The sequence below is a fragment of the Candidatus Pelagibacter sp. PS_10_02 genome (genome assembly GCF_059418005.1).
The window spans coordinates 63850-84089 of sequence record NZ_CM182076.1 but is presented as its reverse complement, the minus strand read 5'-3'; the positions used below and the strand labels follow the sequence as shown (position 1 = coordinate 84089).

The window sequence follows — 20240 nt, the reverse complement described above, 5'->3', positions numbered from 1 at the left end:
ATTAATATATTTAAATATTTACAATTAAATTATGGACTTAATCTTGGTATTCAAAATAATATCTATTATTGCAATTATCGTTACATCCTATGCTGTAATTAGAAATTTTGATATTATTAAGATTATTTTGATTTATTGGAAAGATCTAATTCTTCGAAAGTAGTTTAACTAGTTTTTTAACTTCTAGTTTTTTTACAGATGATTTAGATATCATAATGCAAGCTACAGATTCTAAAATTTCACCATCTTTTAAAATACGTAAATTGTTAGCTTTTAAAGTCTCACCAGTTGAAGATATATCTGTAATAATTTCACTTGATCCTGTGAAAGGATAAGCTTCAGTTGCCCCTAAACTTCCAACTAACTTAAATTGAGTAACTCCTTTTGAAAACAAAAATTCTCTAGTTAGATTTGGATATTTTGTTGCTACTCTTAGCCTTTTCTTTTTCTTATCTTTAAACTCAAATGCAATTTCTTCTAAATCTGCAACAGTTTGAACATCTATCCATGGGTCTGGTATTGCAACAACTAAAGTTGCTTTTCCAAAATTATACTTTTTAAATACACTAACTTTATTTTGAATATTTACTTCACTCTCCTTTAATAAATCATAACCTGAAAATCCAAGGTCTAATGAACCATCTGCAAGTCTTTCTATAATCTCTCGTGCATGTAAATATAAAACTTTAACATGAGATAATTGTTTTATCGATCCTAGTAAATCTCTTTCTCCTCGTTCAGAAATCAGATTGAATTTATTCTTTTTAAATATTTTTAGAACATCTTTTCTAAGTCTACCTTTACTTGGAATACCAATATTAATTATATTTTTTTTCATTAGTAATTTAAATTTAAGGCAGCTCCTACTGCAGCTACTTGATTTTTTGAACCTAAATCAGAAATTAATTTATCGTATCTTCCACCGTTAATTATATTTCTATTCTTTGACTTAGACTTAATATCAATTTTAAATACCATGCCTGTGTAATATTCTAATTGTCTTCCAAAAGAGGCTGAGAAAACTACAGTTAGTTTTGAAATTTTATTATTTGAGGTTGGAAAATATTTTTGATCGACTACTAAATTAATCTTGTTTTTTTTAAAAAATTTATTTAGTTCATTTGCAGCTTTATTTATTGGGCATTTGATTTTAAGAAATTCTTTTATAATCTTTGATATATTTTCTCCTTTACTGGCTCCTCGTGGATCTCTAATTTTATTATCAAACCTTTTCAAAATTTCATTAATTGATCTTCCTGCAATAACTTTTGATGGATCTTCTTTTAACATTTTAAAATATCGTTTTTTATCAATCTCAACGATTGTGGGATCTACATCTGAGTTCGTCTCTAATCTTTTCAAAAGATCATTAAAATATTTCTCCCTCCAAAAATGCCTTGATAGTCTTAACTTCCATCGCTTTGGAATATCTAGTTTTGAAATTAACAAATTAAAAATTTCAACATTACCAATTGTTAATGTACCTGATGTATACTTAATATTTTGGAGGGATTTTAGAGATGTATTGATAATTTCTCTGTCATCATTCTTTTCATCTTTAGATCCAATGATTTCAAATCCAACTTGATCTCTAATTATAGAGTCTTTTTTATTCTGTGATTTTCTATAAGCCTGTCCACTATAAAAAATCTTCTCTTTTCCCTTTAAATTATTTTCTAAATATCTAAGACATGATGCAATGGTTAAATCAGGTCTAAGGCAAAGCTCACTTCCATTTTGATCAATGAAAGAAAATATAAATTTTCTAAAGTTTTCACCTGATCTTTGAACAATATGGTTAGCTTCAATAACTGAAGGTAAATCAATATACTTAAATCCTTTAGACTTTACTGATCTAAGGATATTTTCAGATAAGTTTTTTGACTTCATTAATTAAATCAGCTTTTGGAATTGTTTGATTATTTTCACCTTTAACACCTTTAAGGTTTTTAATAGTAACCGTATTGTCTTTAAACTCATTTTCTCCACAAATGATCGCAACTGGTAATTCACGTTTATTTGCAAAAGTTAATTGTTTGCCTAGGTTTTTTTTGCTGTCTAAAAAAATTTCAGCATTAATATTATTGTCTCTTAACTGATCAACTAATTCATAATAATTTTTTAAGTATTTTTCATCCATTACACAAACTAAAACTGGTTTTTGATCCTCTATTTTAATTTGATCTAATTGCATTAGAGCAAATAATAGTCGATCCACACCAAAGCTTATTCCTGTTCCTGGAATATCAACTCCTCTAAATCTTGATATCAATTTTGCATAAGCTCCACCTGAACATATGCTTCCAATATCTACTTCTTTGCCTTTATTGTTTGTAACTTTAAAATTTAAATTAGTCTCTACAATAAAGTCAGAATAATAAGCAAGGCCTCTAACGATTGTAAAATTAGTTTTAACCCGATTTAAATTTGATCCATATCCAAGTAATTCAAATACATTTTCTAACTCACTTATTCCTTCTTGGGATAATGGATTTTTTAAAGTTTGTTTTAGATCTTTTAAATCTTTTATTTTTAGAAAATTTAATATTTGTGCTGCTTGATCATCAGATAACCCAGCACCTTTAGTAATGGCACCACTTTGATCTTTTCTCTCTTTTTTTAGTAAATCTTCAACTCCCTTTAATCCAAAGCCCGGCTTATATAATTTATCGATTGCCCTGATAACTTTTATTTGTTTGTCCTCAGAAATTTTTAATTCATCAATTAAACCTTGAACGATTTTTCTATTACTTACATTGATTGTAAATTGATCTTTGTTTAAACCACAATCTGATAATGTGCTTGATATTAAATTGCACAGTTCTGCATTTGCCTGAGCAGGATTAACATTTCCAACAATATCAAAGTCGGCTTGCATAAATTCTCTGTAACGGCCATTTCCAGCTTTTTCATTACGAAATACATTTTGGATTTGATACCGCTTAAAAATAGATGGAAGTTCTTGATTGTTCTCAGCTACAAATCTTGCAAGTGGGCTTGATAAATCATATCGAAGCGTAATACTTTTTTCACCATCTTGGAACGAGAATACATCAGACATAGGGTTGCTATCGTCTTCTGCAAGAAAAGATCCTATATTTTCACTAATTTCAAACGAAGGGGTTTCAAGAGCTTCTGCTCCAAACTTAATAAAATTATTCTCAATAGCTTTTAATAGCTTTTTTTTGAGAAGAAGTTTTTTATCCCAACGATCTTCAAATCCTGAAGGTAATCCAGGAACTAATTTATTTTCTTTATTCATTTTTTGGTACCCGGGCTGAGAATCGAACTCAAACTTAAAGTTCCACAAACTTTCGTGCTAACCGTTACACCACCCAGGCATTCCTTGTTTTTATATTATTTTTGTGTGGATTAAAAATTATATTATAAATAAATAGCCTACAGGCTATGGAAACAGATTCTATGAGTACTTCTCGAAGTCTCTCTATATGTAATATTTATAATCATGAGCATCTTTTAGACAATAAATTATAATTTTCAATACCTAAATATAAAAAGGACGTTATCTTATTTTTCAAAGATAAAACGCCCTTTTAAATATGTGAAATTAAAGAACTAATCTATTTTTTTTAGATTTATAGCTGAAGGGCCTTTTGGACCATCCTCCATCTCAAATTCTAGCTTATCACCTTCGTTAAGAAAACGCATACCAGCATTTTTGACGGCTGATGCGTGAACGAATGCATCTTTTTCTTTGTCGTCTCTTTCAATAAAGCCATAGCCTTTTTTGCCATTAAACCACTTTACTGTTCCTTTTAGCGTGCTCATTTTTTACTTATCCTTTTATTATTTATATAAAAAAAATTATTTTATTTTTTTAATCATTTCAATAGGAAATTAAAAAATAGATATTCAAGGTATGGTGCCTCGAGCATGATTCGCACATGCGACACAAGCCTTTTCAGGGCTCTGCTCTACTCCTGAGCTACCGAGGCATTTGTTTACCCTCTAAAAGTGATCCGACCTTTAGTTAAGTCGTAAGGTGTTATTTCGACTTGAACCTTATCACCTTGAAGTACTCTAATTCTGTTCTTACGCAATTTGCCTGCAGCATGAGCTGTTACAATATGGCCGTTCTCTAACTTTACTCTAAACATTGCATTTGGTAATAAATCCTCAACAATTCCTGAGAACGATAGCATTTCTTGTTTTGACAAATTTATTTTCTCCTAATTCTTTTTTCTACTGACTTAGCGTGTCCCACTAAACCTTCGTAGTTTGCAAGTGTTATAACTGATGGTCCAAGGGTTTCAATCCCTTTTTTTGATAGGTTTATATATGAAATTCTTTTATAAAATTCATTAACACTAATACCACTGGAATATCTTGCTGAAGAATTAGTTGGCAAAACGTGGTTAGAGCCCGCGTTATAATCTGTCATAGCCATGACTGCATATTTACCTAAGCAGATAGATCCTGAATTTCTAATTTTTCCTACCATTTTTTTATAGCTTTTAATATTTAATTCTAAATGTTCGGGCGCAATTTTATTTACTGTATCAATAATTTTTTGATCTGACTGCATGTGAATTAAAATTCCATTATTGCGTAAACTATTTTTTGCAATTTGAGATCTGGGCAACTTTTTTAATTGCTTAATAATTTCATCATTAACCCTTTTAATAATTTTTTTATCTTTTGAAATTAATATGCATTGGGCAAGACTATCGTGCTCTGCTTGGCCTATTAAATCACTTGCAACCCATTCAGGATTTGAAAACTTATCACAAATAATTGTAACTTCTGAAGGGCCTGCAATCATACCTTCAATTCCAACATCGCCAAAAACTTCTTTCTTAGCTGCCGCAACATAAGAGTTTCCTGGACCAACGATTTTATCAACTTTTTTAATTTTCTTAGTGCCATATGCCAAAGCTGCGATAGCAGAAGGTCCACCTATGGAATAAATCTCTCTAATTTTACATTTTTTTGCAGCATATAATACCGCAGGATTTTGAACCCCTTTTTGTCCAGGATTAATCATGACAAGTCTTTTTACCCCAGCAACAATTGCTGGCACAGCATTCATTAAAACACTTGAGGGATATGATGCTGTAGAGCCAGGCACATAAATAGCAACCGCTTCAATAGGCACATATTTATATTCAAGCTTGTTGTTTAAATTATCAGTATAAGAAATATTTTTAAATTTTTGAAATGAATGAAATTTATAAATTCGATTATAAGCAAGATCAATTGCTCTCTTCACTTTTGGATCTAGAGATTTTATAAGTCGATTAATCTTTTCTTTATTTGGAGCAATTATACTATTTTTATTAAATTTTTTTTCATATTTTAAAATAGCTTTATCACCATTTACTTTAACATCTTTTATAATTTTAATAACTGAAGCTGAGCTAAGTTGAATTTTATTTTTTCTTTTAGATAATAAATTATCTAAAATATTATCAAAGTTTTTATTTTTACTGTCTAATATTTTAATCATTAATTAGCTTTATTTTGGTCATCTAGGGTTACTTCAATTATCTCAGCTGACAATGCAATATATGCATTATTTTCAAAAATTAAATTTATTTCATAATTGTCATTATTTTTTAAATAATCTATGCCAATTAACTCCAATTCTTCATCTGAATTGTTTTGTTTTATATTTTTAGACTTAACTTTATCTACAAATTCAAACTTGCAAATACTGCTAACTTTTTTATCTTTTTCATCTGTTTCTATTTTTAATCTATTAAGCGAGAGTAAAAAGACTTTGTTTAACGGAAGGTATTTTATATTCTCAATCTTAACTTTGGCCCCAGAACAACATGCGGATATTAACTGTAATCCCTCATTATCTGTAGCTATTATTTTTGATAAATATTTTTTATCCATTAATTAATCCTTCTTATTTTTACCCCTACCTTTTTTAATTTTTTTTCAATATCTTCATATCCTCTGTCAAGGTGATAAATTCTATTAATTATAGACTTTCCTTTAGAAGCAAGTGCTGCAAGAATTAACGATACAGAAGCTCTTAGGTCAGTAGCCATCAATTCAGCTGCTTCAAATTTAATATTTCCTTCTATTATTGCTTTGTTTCCATTAATAGAAATTTTGGCACCCATTCTATTTAATTCTGCAACGTGCATAAATCTATTTTCAAATATTTCTTCTTTAATATAGGACTTTTTATTAGCTTTGCATAATAAGACCATCATTTGAGCTTGGAGATCTGTTGGAAATCCTGGATAAGGAGATGTTTTAAAGTTTATACTTTTAATTTTTTTACTTCCATGAATTAAAATTTCATTTTTTCTTAATATAATTTTTGATCCTATTTTCTTTAAAACATTAATTTCAGTATTAATTATTTCAGGATTAATTCCAGTAACTTTTAAATTTCCTTCAGTCAATGCAGCAGCTATCAAATAAGTGCCTGCTTCTATTCTGTCAGGCATTATTTTATAACTTAAATCTTTAAGTATATTCACGCCCTCAATTTTGATAGCTCTCTTTGCAATCCATTTAATATTACATCCCATTGTGATTAAAAAATTAACCAAATCTTTAATTTCTGGCTCAATTGCACAATTTGATAAAATAGTTTTTCCTTTTGCTAAACATGAGGCTATAATTAAATTTTCTGTAGCACCAACTGATACTTTTGGAAATTTTATTTTTGCACCTATTAATCCTTTTGGGGCATTAGCATAAACATATCCTTGAATGATTTTATAATTGACCCCAAGTTTTGATAGAGCATGTAAATGTATATCGACAGGTCTAGTTCCAATTGCACAGCCACCTGGTAATGAGACTTTTGCTTTTCCAAATTTTGCAAGTAAAGGACCTAGAACTAAAATTCCTGCTCTCATGGTTTTAACTAAATTGTAAGAAGCAAAAGTTTTATTTTGTTTATTATTTTTAATAATCAAATTTTTTTTATTATAATTAATAGCTGAACCAAGAGATTTTAATAAAAGTATCATAGTTTCAATATCTTTTACTTTTGGTAGATTTGATAAAGATACTTTTCTATTTGATAACAATGTGGCTGCTAAAATAGGAAGAGATGCATTTTTTGAGCCAGAAATTTTAACTTGCCCTTTGAGCTTTGCTGCTCCAAAGACTTCCAATTTTTTCATGATTATACTTTTGGTAAAGTTACTCCAGTTTGACCCATATATTTTCCTTTACGGTCAGCGTACGAAGTTTCAGGAGATTGATCTCCTTTCAAAAATAAAAATTGAGCAACACCTTCGTTTGCGTAAATCTTTGCTGGAAGTGGTGTGGTATTTGAAAATTCAAGGGTAACGGTTCCAAAAAATTCAGATTCAATAGGAGTTACGTTTACTATAATTCCTGTTCTTGCATAAGTACTCTTGCCAACAACAATACACATGATGTTTCTTGGTATTTTAAAAACCTCTATAGTAGTTCCTAGAGCAAAAGAGTTAGGTGGGATAATGATATAATTAGAGCTTTTTTTAGTTACAAAATTATCTGGTGTAAATTCTTTAGGATCAACAATTGAGGAGTTAACATTGTGAAAAATTTTAAATTCATCTCCTACTCTCGCATCATAACCAAATGAACTTAGACCATAAGAAATTTTACCCTCTCTGACCTGTTTGTCTATAAAGGGAGAAATCATTCCTTCTTCAACTGCCAACTTCCTTATAGATTTGTCGGAAAGTACTGACATTATTTACTTTTCTTCTTATTTTTTTTTTGAAAAATTTTTCTTTTTTTTAAATTTTTTTTAAGAGCAAGACTTAGCTTCTCATTTTTTTCTTTATCATTCATTATTTATCTGGATTAGTTAGAAAATCTAATGTGATAGGTTTTGAGGCATCTAAAACCTTCTCAGGTTCTTGTTGAGCTTTTGGACCTTCTTTAGCTTCTCTTTTTGCTCTTTTTTCTGCAAGCTTTTTTTCTCTCTTAGCTTGCTTTTCCATGAGCTTGTTTCCTTTAGTAGATTTATAATCGTAATGAATTCCCATAAAATTTTTTCCTTCACTAGTTATAAATCATTATATGAAAAAAATTAAGGCAATATTTTGAAAAAATGATTTATTATAAAAATACTCAATAAATACCAAAATAGCCCCTATAGTTAAATGGCATAACGTGTCCATGGTAAGGATAAATTTCAAGTTCGATTCTTGGTGGGGGCACCATAAATCAATTTTTTTCAATTAATTGAACAAAATAAAATATTTCTATTTTTGCTTATAATAAGAGAGTCTTTAACTTTTAAATTTTCAGTAACATAATTTAGTTTTTTTTTATTTAGATTTATAAAAACCATAAAAGTCTTTTTATAAATATTTTTTATATTTTGAATTAACTTATTAAAATCTTTATCTTTTTTTAAAGGATCATTTATTATTAATAATTGATATTTATCATGCATATTAAAGTTTAATATATCTTTGTTAAAAATTTGTATATTTTCATTTTTTAATTTAAGAGACTCTAAATAAATTTCTTTTTCAAACTCAATACCATCTATTTTAAAATTATTTAAAACACCTAAATAATACAAAATTTTTCCATACCCAGAACCCAAATCACATATAAATTTTATGTTATTTTTTATTATAAAATTCTTTATCTTTTTTAAAAAAAAGTATGAACAAGGAATTGAGTCGGAAAAATAATTACTATCTAAATACTTAAATTTATTAAATGCATTATTATATTTTTTGTAATAAATAGCCTCATTTACCAAGATTAAAATAGAGTAAAAATGATAATTTTTAATTATATCAAATAAAGCTTTTAAGTATTTTTTCATATAATATAATTAATATCTTCATGAGTGATTTATCAATAATATTATGTACTTATAATGAAGCAATCAATATTAGTGTGACTCTTGCTAAGCTCATTAGAAGAAATTCTATAAAAGAAATAATTATTGTTGACGATAACTCAACAGATGGAACTATAAAAATTATTCAGAGTCTTAAAAATGATAAAATAAAATTGTTTGTTAGAGAAAAAACTAGAGGGTTTGCAAGTGCATTTATTTTTGGAATATTAATGTCTAATGGTCATTATATCTTAAGATTTGATGCTGATATGCATCAAGAAATTGATTTTTTTATTGATACTTTTGAAAAAAATAAAGACAAAGATTGTGTGATTTTTTCAAGATATGTTATCCATGGTGCTGATCTGAGAAGTACTTATAGAAGTGTACCTAGTTTTATATTGAATAAGATTTGTCAATACTTGCTATCAAATAAGATTCGAGATTATACAAGTTGTATAATATTTTTTAAAAGAGATCTTTTGTCAGATATCTTGCCACAGAATTCTTACTATGCAAACTTCATTATAGAATTTGTTTTTTTATTAATTATTAAAAAAAAAAATTATCTAGAAGTTGCTTTTGTTCAAAAAAAAATTACAGAAACAAATAGTAAATCTGCACCTAATATAATCAAGTTTTTTAATAACGGTTTTTTTTATTTAATGACAATTATTAAATGTGTATTATTAAAAATAAAATATTAATTTATGAATTTTAAAGTTAAAAATATCATTGTAGAAAAAAAAATAGTAGCAAAAGTATTTAAATATACTAAAAAAAAATTAAAAGGAGTTCATTTTTTTACTCCTAATAATCTAAATTTCCAAATAGGAAGCATGTCTCATAGTAAAAATCATATAATTAAACCTCACTTTCACATCAATCGCAGCAAAATTATTAAACAAATGTCGGAATTACTAATTATTTTTTCTGGACAACTAAAAGTTTTTTTTTACAAAAAAAATAATTTAAGATCTAAGTCAGTAATTATTAATAAAAAAGATATGATTCTTCTATTATCAGGTGGCCATGGATTTAAAGTTCTTAAGAAATTAGAGATGCTTGAAATTAAACAAGGACCTTTCGTCGGTGAAAAAGACAAAAAAAGATTAGAAAAACTTTGAAAAAATTTATTCCTGTAAATAAACCTTTGATCACTAAAGCTGATGCTAATAAAGTTTATTCTGTTTTAAATAGTGGCTGGATTTCTTCAGAGGGTTCCAATGTTAAGAAATTTGAACAAAATTTTTCAAAGTTTATTGGTCATAAATATTCTATTGCTGTCTCGAGTGGCACCGCTGCGTTGGAAATTGCTGTTAAGTGCCTAAACTTAAAAAAAGGGGATGAGGTAATCATCCCAAATTTTACCATAATATCAAATGCATTAGCCATAATAAAGCTTGGTCTTAAAATAAAATTAATAGATTGTGACATGGAGAATTGGAACATGAATATTAAAAAAGTTGAAAGAGCTATCACAAGTAAAACAAGAGCTATTATTGCAACTCATATATATAATTTTCCTTTAAGAGTTGATCTATTAAAAAAATTTTGTAAAAAAAAAAAAATATTCATTATAGAAGATGCGGCGGAAGCTCTTGGACAGAAAATATATAATAAAAATTGTGGTAGTTTTGGTGATATTTCCACATTTAGTTTTTATGCAAATAAACAAATTACAACTGGAGAAGGAGGAATGATAACCACTAATAACAAAATATTTTATAAAAAAATGTTAAGTTTAAGAAACTTGGCTTTTGGAAAAAAAAATAGATTTAACCATGATGATATTGGATGGAATTACCGTATGACAAACATACAAGCGACATTAGGCATCAATCAACTAAAAAGAATAAATAAAATTGTAAAAACTAGACACAATGTTGGTCTACAATTTTATCAAAGATTAAGAAATAACAAAAATATATATATCCCTGAACCAAAAAAAAATTATGCTAAAAATATTTACTGGGTTATTGCAATATTGATAATTAAAAAAAACATAAGACTTGATGCTAAAAAAGTCATGGATAAACTCAATAAATTTGGAATAGGTACACGTCCTTTCTTCTGGCCAATGCATAAGCAAAATATTCTAAAAAATTTAAAATTATATAACTCTAAACAGTTTAAAAATTCTGAATATATTTCAAAATATGGATTTTATTTACCCTCAAGTCTATCTTTAAAAAAAACTGAGATTGATTTTATTTGTCAAAAAGTAAATCTTATTTTTAAATAACAATATTCTATTCTATATATTTTTTATGAAATTTTATTAAGGGATTTTCTTGGAACAATCTGATTCCATTAAAATTGAACACTTTTTTTGAAGTATTGTAGATAATTTTATATCCAATATTTGTGGAAATATCTCCAGTTATCGCTGTTTTAGGACTCCAAAAAAATGCAAATAAAAAAAATGCAAATGCACAAAGAGATTTATTATTAAAAAATTTACCTAATATTGAATTATTAATTTCTAATTCATTTTCTATTATGGAATTTTTTAGAAGATAAAAATAGAGTAAAATTGCAAACGTATAAGTTATATTTATCCATCTACCCCAATCATACCCAAAAATAAATAACATTAACGCTGGGCAATAAAGAATAAAAAATACTGTCTTTAATTTAAAGTTTCTTGTGATAAAATTATTTTTTTCAATAAACTTAGTTTTTGATATAAGAATGTTTAAAGGTAAAAAACCAACTAAAAAAATTAAAATATATCTTAAATAATGAGTAAAATTTGCATTGTCATGTATCCACAAAGTATCAAAGTGGATTGTGCTTGTGATTAACATGTTTGCTGACATGTAGCATCTTTCGCTATAATTGGTGCTAAGAAAATTACACATTAATTCATGTCCAGTATTGCTTAAAGGTGTAATGAATATGTAAACAAAAGTTACAATTCCTGGAAAAAAAACAATTAATGATTTTTTAAATACTTCTTTAAATGTTTTTAAATTATTTTTAATTATAAATACTGTTAAAAAAAATGGAAAAAATAAAACTACCTGCTCCCAAAGTAAACAAACAACTGGACTTACAAAAAATATTAAATAATTAATGATCTTAGCACTAAATTTATTTGCACAAAAAAAGATAGTAATTAAAAAAAATAAAAATAAAATAATTTCTTTTCTTCCCAATACTTCTAATTCTGCTATTGGATATAATAAAAAAATAGGCGCATAGAGTGCGAATTTTTGTAAAATATTTAATTTTAAATTTCTTAAATAAAAATATATTAATGCAAGATAAGTTGTATGGATTATTGTTTGAATAAAAAATATTGATCTTCTTAAAGAAATATCCAACAAATTTGCAAAAATCATAGCGATCTCACCACCAAGTCCTCTTCTGGTAAAACCACCTTGATAGTTAATTAACCATTCTGATATAGATGAGTCATTTCCAACAAGGTGTTTTATATCTAGCCAAAAAATTACTAAGCAAATGTTTACCAAAATGAAAATAAAAAATGGTTTTTTTAAGAATTGATATTTCATTTATTATAAATTTTTTTTTTGAGAATTAATGATATCAATAATATAATAATAAAGCCTATAATTGGAAAGTATATTTCAGGTAGCACCAATAAAGAAATCAATGATGGAAACTTTTCAAATTTAAATAATGCTTCACTTAAACCACTTGCAAAGCTGCTTAATATAAACACAGAAGGTAAAATTCCTAAAAAAGTTCCTATAAAATAATTTTTTGCATTTATATTAAATATTACGGGTAATAAATTTGCTATAAAGAAAGGAACAAAACCAACAAATCTAAATATAATCATTACCAATAAATGATTTTTACTAAAGAGAGTTTCAAATTTTTTAAATTTATATAATAATTTTTTTTTTAAAACTTCATAAAAAAAATATTTAGCAATTATATATAATGCTAAAGCACCCATAGATAAACTGAATGTAACTATCAAAGTTCCAAGCCATTTACCAAATATAAAACCGCCCACTAAGATTATTGGACTTCCAAAACCAAGTAAAAAAACCCATAGTACCGTAAAAAGAAAAAAAAATATCGACATAAGAAATAAGTTATTACTTTTTAACTCATTTAACTTGTCAGCATTAGATTGAATAATCTTAATACTGTTAATCTCTTTCAAACTAAAATATGAAAAGAAAAAGTATAAAAATAAGCAAATAAATACTAGATAGAAGATGCCTAAAATTATCTTAATTTTTTTTGATTTTTCCATAATTTGCTTGAAGTAATATAAAATCTTCTATTTGCTATTTATACATTTAATTACTATAAAGAGCGAAATTTATTAAAGATTAAATATATCCTATGAAAAGAACATATCAGCCTAAAGTTGGAAAACGTCTTAAGAAGCACGGCTTCAGATCAAAGATGGCAACTAAAGGTGGAAAAAAACTTCTAAAGAGAAGAAGAGCTAAGGGACGTAAGAATCTCACAGTATCATCTACCCAAAAAAAACCTCAGGGTAAATAATTCAAACTAAATGAAAAGCAAAATTGTTGCTCTTTCTAAAAACGAAGATTTCAAAAATTTACTTAAGAAAAAGAAAGTCTCAAACAAGTATATCACTCTTTTTTTTGGTCCTCTCGCAGATAAAGATAATAAAAAACTAAATATTAGCTTTGTAGTTAAAAAAAAACTTATCCGTGGTGCTGTAAAGAGAAATAAAATTAAAAGAAGATTAAGAAATATAATGAACGAAGCTGTAAAAAAAGTGTCTATAAACTTTAATTATTCTTACCTTGTGATTGCGAAAATAACTATGCTAAACAATGAATATGCGATAATAAAAGATACTTTATTCCAAGACATAGAAAAGATTAAGTAATGAACATTATATCAAATATTTTAATTGGCCTGATCAAACTTTATAAAATAGTTATTAGTCCTTATTTAACTCCTTCGTGTAGATATCTCCCAACCTGCTCAGAATATACAATTGAATGTTTAAGAACATATGGGCTTATTAAAGGGATCTCAAAAAGTACTAAACGAATATTTTCGTGTCATCCCATTAAAATGTTGGGTGGTGGTGAAGGGTTTGATCCAGTAATTAAAGAATTAAAGGGTAAGAAATAATGGATACAAAAAACGTAATTGCAGCTATATCCTTATCAGCAGCTGTAATTGTTTTATACTCTCTTTTTTTTCAGCCTGATCCTGTGGCTATAAAACAAAATCTAGCTGAACAAAAAAAAATTGAAAACAATACAGATACTCCAAGCTTAGATAAAAATGAAAACTTTGCAAAACTATCAAGAACAGATGCTTTAAAAGAAAATGATAGAATTCAATTTGAAAATGAAAGTGTTATTGGATCAATTTCTTTAAAAGGTGCAACAATAGATGACTTAACTTTTAAAGAATATAATGTTGAACTGAATAAAAATGAAAAAATAGTCTTATTAAACCCAAGAAATGTTGAAGATGGTTACTTAATTGAAAGTGGCTTTGTAAGCACTAATAAAAATATTGATATCCCTGATGCTTCTTCCGTCTGGGAGATTTCTGGAAATAAAAGATTAACTAATAATAATCCTGTAAAACTAACATGGAGCAACTCTCAAGGTATCACATTTGAAAAACATATAAGTCTAGATGACCAATTTTTATTTACTGTAAAAGAAAAAATAATTAATTCATCAGATAAATCTTATAATTTTTACTCCTACGGGCAAATAATTAGAAACAAAATACCAGAGATATCTGGCTTTTATATTTTGCATGAAGGGTTTTTATCTGTACTTGATGATCAATTAATTGAAGAAGATTACGATGATATCCATGAAAAGAAATTTACTCAAATTGCACAAGATGGATTTGTTGCTATTTCAGATAAATTTTGGGTTACATCAGTTATACCACCAAAAGGAAAAGAGTTTAAAACAACTTTTGATTATAAAAATAAATTCAGAGCCAACTACATATCAACTAAAGGTATAGAAGTTAAAGCAAACAGCTCTATTGAAGAAAAAATTCAAATTATAGTTGCCGCTAAAAGAGTAAGTGTCATTGATGGTTATGCTGAAAATTTAGATATCAATAAATTTGATCTAGCAATTGACTGGGGCTTTATGTATTTCATTACAAAGCCTTTATTCTTTATATTGGATTACTTCTTTAAATTACTTGGTAATTATGGTTTAGCAATTATTGCTGTCACTATTTGTATTAGATTGGCTTTCTTCCCTCTTGCCAACTTTAGCTTTAAGTCCATGGGGAAAATGAAGTTATTAGCGCCTGAAATGGCTCGTCTGAAAGAATTGCATAAGGATGATAAAATGAAATTGCAACAAGCGATGATGGCCCTTTATAAGAAAGAAAAAGTTAATCCTATGAGTGGTTGTCTACCTATCCTGGTTCAGATTCCAGTTTTCTTTGCGCTGTATAAAGTATTATTTGTAACCATTGAAATGAGACACATGCCATTTTATGGATGGATACATGACTTAAGCGATAGAGACCCAACATCTTTATTTAATGTTTTTGGTTTGATTCCTTGGGATCCACCTTCTTTCTTATTAATAGGTGCATGGCCAATAATTATGGGAATCACGATGTGGATTCAGCAGAAACTTAATCCAACACCACCAGATCCTATACAGGCTAAAATATTTATGTTTTTTCCAGTATTTCTAACTGTAATTCTTGCACCCTTTCCTGCGGGTCTTGTTATCTACTGGAGCTTCAACAACATCTTCACAATGATTCAACAATATATTGTTCAAAGAAAAATGACTATCAAAACAACATAAATGTCATCGTTAAAAGAAGAAGAATTAACAAACATCCTACCTAAAGACGGCCCAACAGTTAAAGAGGTAAAAAAATATTTAGAAAAGTATAATGATGAATTTATTGTCATTAAATGTGGGGGTAGTGTTTTAATTGATCCAAAATTATTTAAAATTTTTATTGAAGATGTTGCTGTTTTAAAAAAACTTGGTTTTAATCCCATAGTTATCCACGGTGGTGGAAAAAGGATAAACAACAAACTAAATGATCTTAACATTAAAAGTGATTTTATTAATGGACTAAGAGTTACAGATAAAAATACTATTAATATAGTTGAAGATGTATTGATTGAATTTAATAAAGAAATTGTCAATGCTTTAAAGGAGCAATCTTCTGAAACAAAAGGAATTACTTCAAAAGAATACAATATAATAACTGTAAAACCTGAAAGTGACAAATTAGGTTTTGTAGGTACTCCCACTCACATTAAAACTAATGTTTTAAAAGAAATTATTAAAGTTAATGAAGTGCCCGTTGTTGCACCATTAGGATTAGATGAAAACAATCAAACTTTTAATATAAATGCTGATACTGCTGCAGGATCAATAGCAATTGAGTTAAAAGCTAGAAGATTAATGATTATCAGCGATGTAGAAGGCGTATTAGACAGTGAAAAAAAACTAATCCCTGAAATTAATTCTAAAAAAGCTAATGAATTAATTGATCAAAAAGTAATTTCTGGTGGAATGATACCTAAAATTAAGAATTGTCTAGATGTTGCTAGTAAAGGAGTTAAGGCAGTTGTAATAATTGATGGAAGAAAAAATCACTCACTCCTTTTTGAATTATTGTCTGATAAAGGTTCAGGAACTTTAATTAGAGAATGAAAAATTTAATTAATACTAAATACTGGATATTCGACTTAGATAATACTTTGTATTCTGGACAAACAAAGGTTTTTTCTGAAGTTGATAAAAAAATGTCCTCTTTTATTTCAAAGAAATTTAATGTGGATTTAATTAAAGCAAAAGAGATTCAAAAAGAATACTTCTATGAATATGGAACAACATTATCAGGATTAATGACTCACGATAAAATTGATCCACATGAATTTCTGGAATTTGTTCATGACATTGATATTAGCTGGCTTCCTAAAGATAAGTTGCTGCGGGAAGAATTAATTAAAATTAAAGAAAAAAAATATATTTTTACTAATGGTTCTCATGCTCATGTTGAAAATGTAACTAAACAACTAGGTATAGATGGTTTGTTTGATGGAGCATTTGATATTGTTGATGCTAATTTTATACCTAAACCAAAAATTGAACCTTATAAAAAAATAATTGAAAAATTTAATCTTGATCCAACAAAATCAATATTAATTGAAGATATTGCTCATAATTTAGAACAAGCTAAAAACTTGGGAATGAAAACTTGCTGGCTTGAGAATGATGAAGTATTCGCAAAAAAAGATGCTGATAAACCATATATTGATTATAAGATTAAGAACTTGCCTTCTTTTCTTCAAGAAATTAATGTATTAAAAGCACAATAAAACTAACCTACAAACGATAAAATAAAACTATGAAAGAATTTGAAAACATTATCAATACAGCTTGGGAAAATAAAGATTCCATAAATGGTCAATCTGATAAGTCTATATTAGATGCCATCAACCAAACGATTGAACTTGTTGATAATGGTGAACTAAGAGTTGCTGAAAAAAATGGTAATGAGTGGATAGTTAATCAGTGGGTTAAAAAAGCAATAATGTTAAGTTTTAGGACCCATGATATGGACTCATTAAGTGGCCCATATAGTAGTTGGTATGACAAATCTCATTTACTAAAAGGTAAAACATCGGGTTGGACAAAAGAAGATCATATAAAAGCTGGTTTTAGAATGGTTCCGAATTCTCCAGTTAGAAAAGGTTCTTTTATTGGAAAGAATGCAGTGCTTATGCCTTGCTTTGTAAATATTGGAGCATATGTAGATGAAGGTACTATGGTGGATACTTGGGCTTCTGTAGGATCGTGTGCACAAATAGGAAAGAACTGTCACATATCAGGTGGTGCTGGAATTGGAGGTGTATTAGAACCAATGCAAGCTAACCCTACTATCATCGAAGATAACTGCTTTATTGGAGCTCGTTCAGAGATAGTTGAAGGAGTAATTGTTGGAGAAGGATCTGTATTATCAATGGGTGTATTTATTGGTCAATCTACAAAAATTGTTTACAGAGAAACTGGTGAGGTAATCTATGGAAAAATTCCTCCGTACTCAGTAATAGTACCAGGCAGCATTCCAAGTAAAGATGGTAAAGGCCCTGCTTTATATTGTGCAGTAATTATTAAACAAGTTGATGAAAAAACTAGATCTAAAACCTCTATTAACGACTTATTAAGAGACTAAATGCCAAATTATAATGAAATTACATTAGCTAAAGAGCTAATAAGATTTCCAAGCATTACACCCATTGATGCTGGTGTAATGAAATTCTTAGCTAAAAAATTAACTGCTATTGGATTTAAATGTAAGATTTTAGAGTTTAAAGATAAAAATTCTAAACCAGTTAAAAACCTATATGCGAGATTAGGTAATTCTCAACCAAACTTTATGTTTGCTGGTCACTTAGATGTTGTTCCTCCTGGAAATATGAAAGATTGGACGATTAAGCCTTTTAGTCCAGCTATTAAAAAAAATCATCTTATTGGTAGAGGTGCTAACGACATGAAAAGTGCAATAGCAAGCTGGGTTGTTGCTGTAAATAACTTTGTATCAAATAATAAAAAAATCAATGGATCAATTAGTTTATTAATTACTGGTGATGAAGAAGGTGTTGCAATTAATGGTACTAAAAAAGTAGTTGATTACTTAAAAAAGAAAAAAGAAAAAATAGACTTTTGCTTAGTTGGTGAACCAACAAACCCTAATAAACTTGGTGAAATGATTAAAATTGGTAGAAGAGGAAGTATCAATGCTGAATTAACTATAATTGGAACTCAAGGTCATGTTGCATATCCTCATCGTGCTAAAAATCCATCAACTTCATTGATCAAAATACTGAATGAAATAAAAGAAATAAAATTTGATAAAGGAACAAAAGACTTTCAGCCAACAAATTTAGAAGTAACTAAAATTAATATAAATAATACAGCTGATAATGTTATTCCAGGACTTGCAAGAGCTACCTTTAACATAAGATTTAATAATAAACATACATCTTCTAGCTTAAGGAATAGATTAAATAAAATTTTCAAAAAAATTACTAAAAAAGATAAATCTAATTTTAAAGTAGAATATCGTGTATCAGGTGAAGCTTTTTTAACTAAGCCCAATAAAACAACTTATATGATTCAAAATGTAATAAAAAAAATTACAAAAATTAAACCTCAATTATCTACAACAGGTGGAACTTCAGACGCAAGATTTATTAGAAAAATTGCTCCATGTTTAGAGTTTGGTCTAGTAGGTAAAACAATGCACAAAGTAGATGAAGCAGTATCTATTTCAGACTTAAAAAAGTTAACAAAGATATATTCTGAAATTCTTAAAAATTACTTTTAATGATTTGCATTAAAACAGATATTCCTAAAGAACTTTATGATATTGATGATGAATTAAAAGCTATCTATCACTCTAAAGATACAGTTTGTTTTTTTATTTTTAAGAATAGAGAACAGCGTAATGAGTTTGTAGAAAGAACTAAAGGAATGACAAAAGTAGAACGAGAAACTATTTATCGAGAATATCTATCTTAAATGAAAACTGGTTTTATAACCTCTGATACTTATCAAAATCATAATACGGGTGACGGTCATCCAGAGAAAATTGATAGAGTTACAGTAATTATCGATAACTTTAAAAAATTAGATAATAAAGATTTAATATGGAAAAAACCTTCAAAATTCGACCAGTCACTTTTAGAAACAACTCACAATTCTGATTATATAAATTTTGTAGAAAAATCTTTTCCTGAAAAAGGATTATCTTTTTTAGATGGAGATACAATTGTCTCTCCAGGAAGTAAGGATGCCACATCAGATGCCGTAGGTTCAATTATTACAGCTATTGATGGTGTACAAAATAAAAATTTTAAAAACGCTTTTTGCGCCGTTAGACCTCCAGGTCATCATGCAGAGAAAAATAAAGCTATGGGTTTTTGTATCTATAACAATGTAGCTGTTGGAGCTAATTATCTCATAAATAAATACAAACTTAATAAAATAGCAATTATTGATTTTGACGTGCATCATGGAAACGGCACTCAAGATATTTTTTATGATAATGAAAAAGTTCTATATATTTCTACTCATCAATACCCTTATTATCCAGGGTCGGGTGCTAATGATGAAAAAGGAAAACACAACAACATATTAAATATTCCTTTGCCAGCAGGAACAACATCAGAAGAATATTTAAATGCCTATGAATCTGTTCTTAATAAAATTAAAGAATTTAAACCTGAATTCATCTTGCTTTCTGCAGGGTTTGATGCCCATAAAGATGATCCATTGGCACAACTTCAATTAGAGTCAAAAGACTTTTATGACATTACCAAAAGAACATTGGAGCTATCAAAACAATATTGTGATGGAAAAGTAGTGTCAATTTTAGAAGGTGGATACGATCTACTAGCACTTCAAGAAAGTACTGAGATGCATGTAAAAGCTTTACTAGAATTTAATTGATAATT

At 27.8% G+C, this 20240-nt stretch carries 26 protein-coding genes and 3 tRNA genes; 14 read left to right on the top strand and 15 right to left on the bottom strand.

Annotated features, from left to right (window positions below; all coding sequences use genetic code 11):
- Positions 1-145: 145 nt before the first annotated feature.
- The 12 genes from hisG to AC5SL1_RS00395 form a co-directional block, all read right to left on the bottom strand.
- Positions 146-838, bottom strand: coding sequence for an ATP phosphoribosyltransferase (gene hisG, locus AC5SL1_RS00450; protein WP_494599749.1), 693 nt, complete (start codon positions 836-838; stop codon positions 146-148).
- Positions 838-1890, bottom strand: a complete 1053-nt coding sequence (locus AC5SL1_RS00445) for an ATP phosphoribosyltransferase regulatory subunit (protein WP_494599747.1) — start codon at positions 1888-1890, stop codon at positions 838-840. The genes hisG and AC5SL1_RS00445 overlap by 1 nt, the downstream gene beginning before the upstream one ends.
- Positions 1868-3262, bottom strand: coding sequence for a histidine--tRNA ligase (gene hisS, locus AC5SL1_RS00440; RefSeq protein WP_494599745.1), 1395 nt, complete (start codon positions 3260-3262; stop codon positions 1868-1870). Before hisS ends, AC5SL1_RS00445 begins: the two co-directional genes overlap by 23 nt.
- A gap of 4 nt (positions 3263-3266) precedes the next feature.
- Positions 3267-3341, bottom strand: a tRNA-His gene (locus AC5SL1_RS00435).
- Positions 3342-3576: 235 nt separating this feature from the next.
- Positions 3577-3789: a cold-shock protein gene (locus AC5SL1_RS00430; RefSeq protein WP_271516577.1), complete on the bottom strand. Its 213-nt coding sequence runs from the start codon at positions 3787-3789 to the stop codon at positions 3577-3579.
- Between the two features lie 92 nt (positions 3790-3881).
- Positions 3882-3956, bottom strand: a tRNA-Phe gene (locus AC5SL1_RS00425).
- Between the two features lie 6 nt (positions 3957-3962).
- Entirely contained in the window at positions 3963-4178 is a 216-nt protein-coding gene (infA, locus tag AC5SL1_RS00420) for a translation initiation factor IF-1 (protein WP_484014148.1), read from the bottom strand.
- A gap of 2 nt (positions 4179-4180) precedes the next feature.
- A complete protein-coding gene (gene hisD / locus AC5SL1_RS00415; RefSeq protein ID WP_494599743.1) occupies positions 4181-5467 on the bottom strand; it encodes a histidinol dehydrogenase in 1287 nt (428 codons plus the stop codon).
- The gene (locus AC5SL1_RS00410; RefSeq protein WP_494599741.1) at positions 5467-5862 is read right to left on the bottom strand and encodes a DUF2948 family protein; all 396 of its coding nucleotides are present in this window, start codon (positions 5860-5862) and stop codon (positions 5467-5469) included. The genes hisD and AC5SL1_RS00410 overlap by 1 nt, the downstream gene beginning before the upstream one ends.
- The gene (gene murA, locus AC5SL1_RS00405; RefSeq protein ID WP_494599739.1) at positions 5862-7115 is read right to left on the bottom strand and encodes a UDP-N-acetylglucosamine 1-carboxyvinyltransferase; all 1254 of its coding nucleotides are present in this window, start codon (positions 7113-7115) and stop codon (positions 5862-5864) included. Before murA ends, AC5SL1_RS00410 begins: the two co-directional genes overlap by 1 nt.
- Positions 7116-7117: 2 nt before the next feature.
- Positions 7118-7675, bottom strand: a complete 558-nt coding sequence (dcd, locus tag AC5SL1_RS00400; protein ID WP_494599737.1) for a dCTP deaminase — start codon at positions 7673-7675, stop codon at positions 7118-7120.
- Between the two features lie 100 nt (positions 7676-7775).
- Complete coding sequence (locus tag AC5SL1_RS00395) at positions 7776-7973, bottom strand: hypothetical protein (RefSeq protein WP_494580001.1); 198 nt, start codon at positions 7971-7973, stop codon at positions 7776-7778.
- Between the two features lie 103 nt (positions 7974-8076).
- On the opposite strand from AC5SL1_RS00395, the gene AC5SL1_RS00390 reads away from it, so the two are divergent.
- Positions 8077-8150, top strand: a tRNA-Thr gene (locus tag AC5SL1_RS00390).
- A gap of 14 nt (positions 8151-8164) precedes the next feature.
- Here the strand turns inward: AC5SL1_RS00390 and AC5SL1_RS00385 are convergent.
- Positions 8165-8770, bottom strand: coding sequence for a hypothetical protein (locus tag AC5SL1_RS00385; RefSeq protein WP_494599735.1), 606 nt, complete (start codon positions 8768-8770; stop codon positions 8165-8167).
- Positions 8771-8790: 20 nt separating this feature from the next.
- Between AC5SL1_RS00385 and AC5SL1_RS00380 the strand changes: the two genes are divergently transcribed.
- The 3 genes from AC5SL1_RS00380 to AC5SL1_RS00370 are packed head-to-tail and all read left to right on the top strand — an operon-like array spanning position 8791 to position 11033.
- Positions 8791-9495: a glycosyltransferase family 2 protein gene (locus AC5SL1_RS00380; protein ID WP_494599733.1), complete on the top strand. Its 705-nt coding sequence runs from the start codon at positions 8791-8793 to the stop codon at positions 9493-9495.
- 3 nt (positions 9496-9498) lie between these two features.
- The gene (locus tag AC5SL1_RS00375; protein ID WP_494599731.1) at positions 9499-9915 is read left to right on the top strand and encodes a cupin domain-containing protein; all 417 of its coding nucleotides are present in this window, start codon (positions 9499-9501) and stop codon (positions 9913-9915) included.
- Positions 9912-11033 carry a DegT/DnrJ/EryC1/StrS family aminotransferase gene (locus AC5SL1_RS00370; RefSeq protein ID WP_494599729.1) on the top strand — a complete coding sequence of 374 codons (1122 nt, stop codon included), beginning with the start codon at positions 9912-9914 and terminating at the stop codon, positions 11031-11033. The genes AC5SL1_RS00375 and AC5SL1_RS00370 overlap by 4 nt, the downstream gene beginning before the upstream one ends.
- A gap of 7 nt (positions 11034-11040) precedes the next feature.
- Here the strand turns inward: AC5SL1_RS00370 and AC5SL1_RS00365 are convergent, their stop codons facing one another.
- Together AC5SL1_RS00365 and AC5SL1_RS00360 are read right to left on the bottom strand one after the other, a co-directional pair.
- Positions 11041-12309, bottom strand: coding sequence for a hypothetical protein (locus AC5SL1_RS00365; RefSeq protein WP_494599727.1), 1269 nt, complete (start codon positions 12307-12309; stop codon positions 11041-11043).
- The gene (locus tag AC5SL1_RS00360) at positions 12306-13025 is read right to left on the bottom strand and encodes a TVP38/TMEM64 family protein (protein WP_494599725.1); all 720 of its coding nucleotides are present in this window, start codon (positions 13023-13025) and stop codon (positions 12306-12308) included. The genes AC5SL1_RS00365 and AC5SL1_RS00360 overlap by 4 nt, the downstream gene beginning before the upstream one ends.
- 92 nt (positions 13026-13117) lie before the next feature.
- On the opposite strand from AC5SL1_RS00360, the gene rpmH reads away from it, so the two are divergent.
- From rpmH to AC5SL1_RS00310, 10 genes are read left to right on the top strand one after another with little or no spacing between them, the layout of a single operon-like run.
- Positions 13118-13282, top strand: coding sequence for a 50S ribosomal protein L34 (gene rpmH, locus AC5SL1_RS00355; RefSeq protein WP_271516905.1), 165 nt, complete (start codon positions 13118-13120; stop codon positions 13280-13282).
- Positions 13283-13292: 10 nt separating this feature from the next.
- Positions 13293-13637, top strand: coding sequence for a ribonuclease P protein component (rnpA, locus tag AC5SL1_RS00350; protein ID WP_271516908.1), 345 nt, complete (start codon positions 13293-13295; stop codon positions 13635-13637).
- Positions 13637-13888, top strand: coding sequence for a membrane protein insertion efficiency factor YidD (gene yidD, locus AC5SL1_RS00345; RefSeq protein WP_494599723.1), 252 nt, complete (start codon positions 13637-13639; stop codon positions 13886-13888). Before rnpA ends, yidD begins: the two co-directional genes overlap by 1 nt.
- Positions 13888-15564, top strand: coding sequence for a membrane protein insertase YidC (yidC, locus tag AC5SL1_RS00340; RefSeq protein ID WP_494599721.1), 1677 nt, complete (start codon positions 13888-13890; stop codon positions 15562-15564). Before yidD ends, yidC begins: the two co-directional genes overlap by 1 nt.
- A complete protein-coding gene (gene argB, locus AC5SL1_RS00335) occupies positions 15565-16431 on the top strand; it encodes an acetylglutamate kinase (RefSeq protein ID WP_494599719.1) in 867 nt (288 codons plus the stop codon).
- On the top strand, positions 16428-17099 hold the full coding sequence (locus AC5SL1_RS00330) for a pyrimidine 5'-nucleotidase (RefSeq protein ID WP_494599717.1): 672 nt from the start codon (positions 16428-16430) through the stop codon (positions 17097-17099). Before argB ends, AC5SL1_RS00330 begins: the two co-directional genes overlap by 4 nt.
- Positions 17100-17128: 29 nt before the next feature.
- The gene (dapD, locus tag AC5SL1_RS00325; protein ID WP_494599715.1) at positions 17129-17956 is read left to right on the top strand and encodes a 2,3,4,5-tetrahydropyridine-2,6-dicarboxylate N-succinyltransferase; all 828 of its coding nucleotides are present in this window, start codon (positions 17129-17131) and stop codon (positions 17954-17956) included.
- A complete protein-coding gene (gene dapE, locus AC5SL1_RS00320) occupies positions 17957-19111 on the top strand; it encodes a succinyl-diaminopimelate desuccinylase (RefSeq protein ID WP_494599713.1) in 1155 nt (384 codons plus the stop codon). It begins immediately after the preceding gene.
- Positions 19111-19305 carry a hypothetical protein gene (locus AC5SL1_RS00315; RefSeq protein ID WP_494599711.1) on the top strand — a complete coding sequence of 65 codons (195 nt, stop codon included), beginning with the start codon at positions 19111-19113 and terminating at the stop codon, positions 19303-19305. The genes dapE and AC5SL1_RS00315 overlap by 1 nt, the downstream gene beginning before the upstream one ends.
- Complete coding sequence (locus tag AC5SL1_RS00310; protein WP_494599709.1) at positions 19306-20235, top strand: histone deacetylase family protein; 930 nt, start codon at positions 19306-19308, stop codon at positions 20233-20235.
- The last annotated feature ends 5 nt before the right edge of the window (positions 20236-20240 follow it).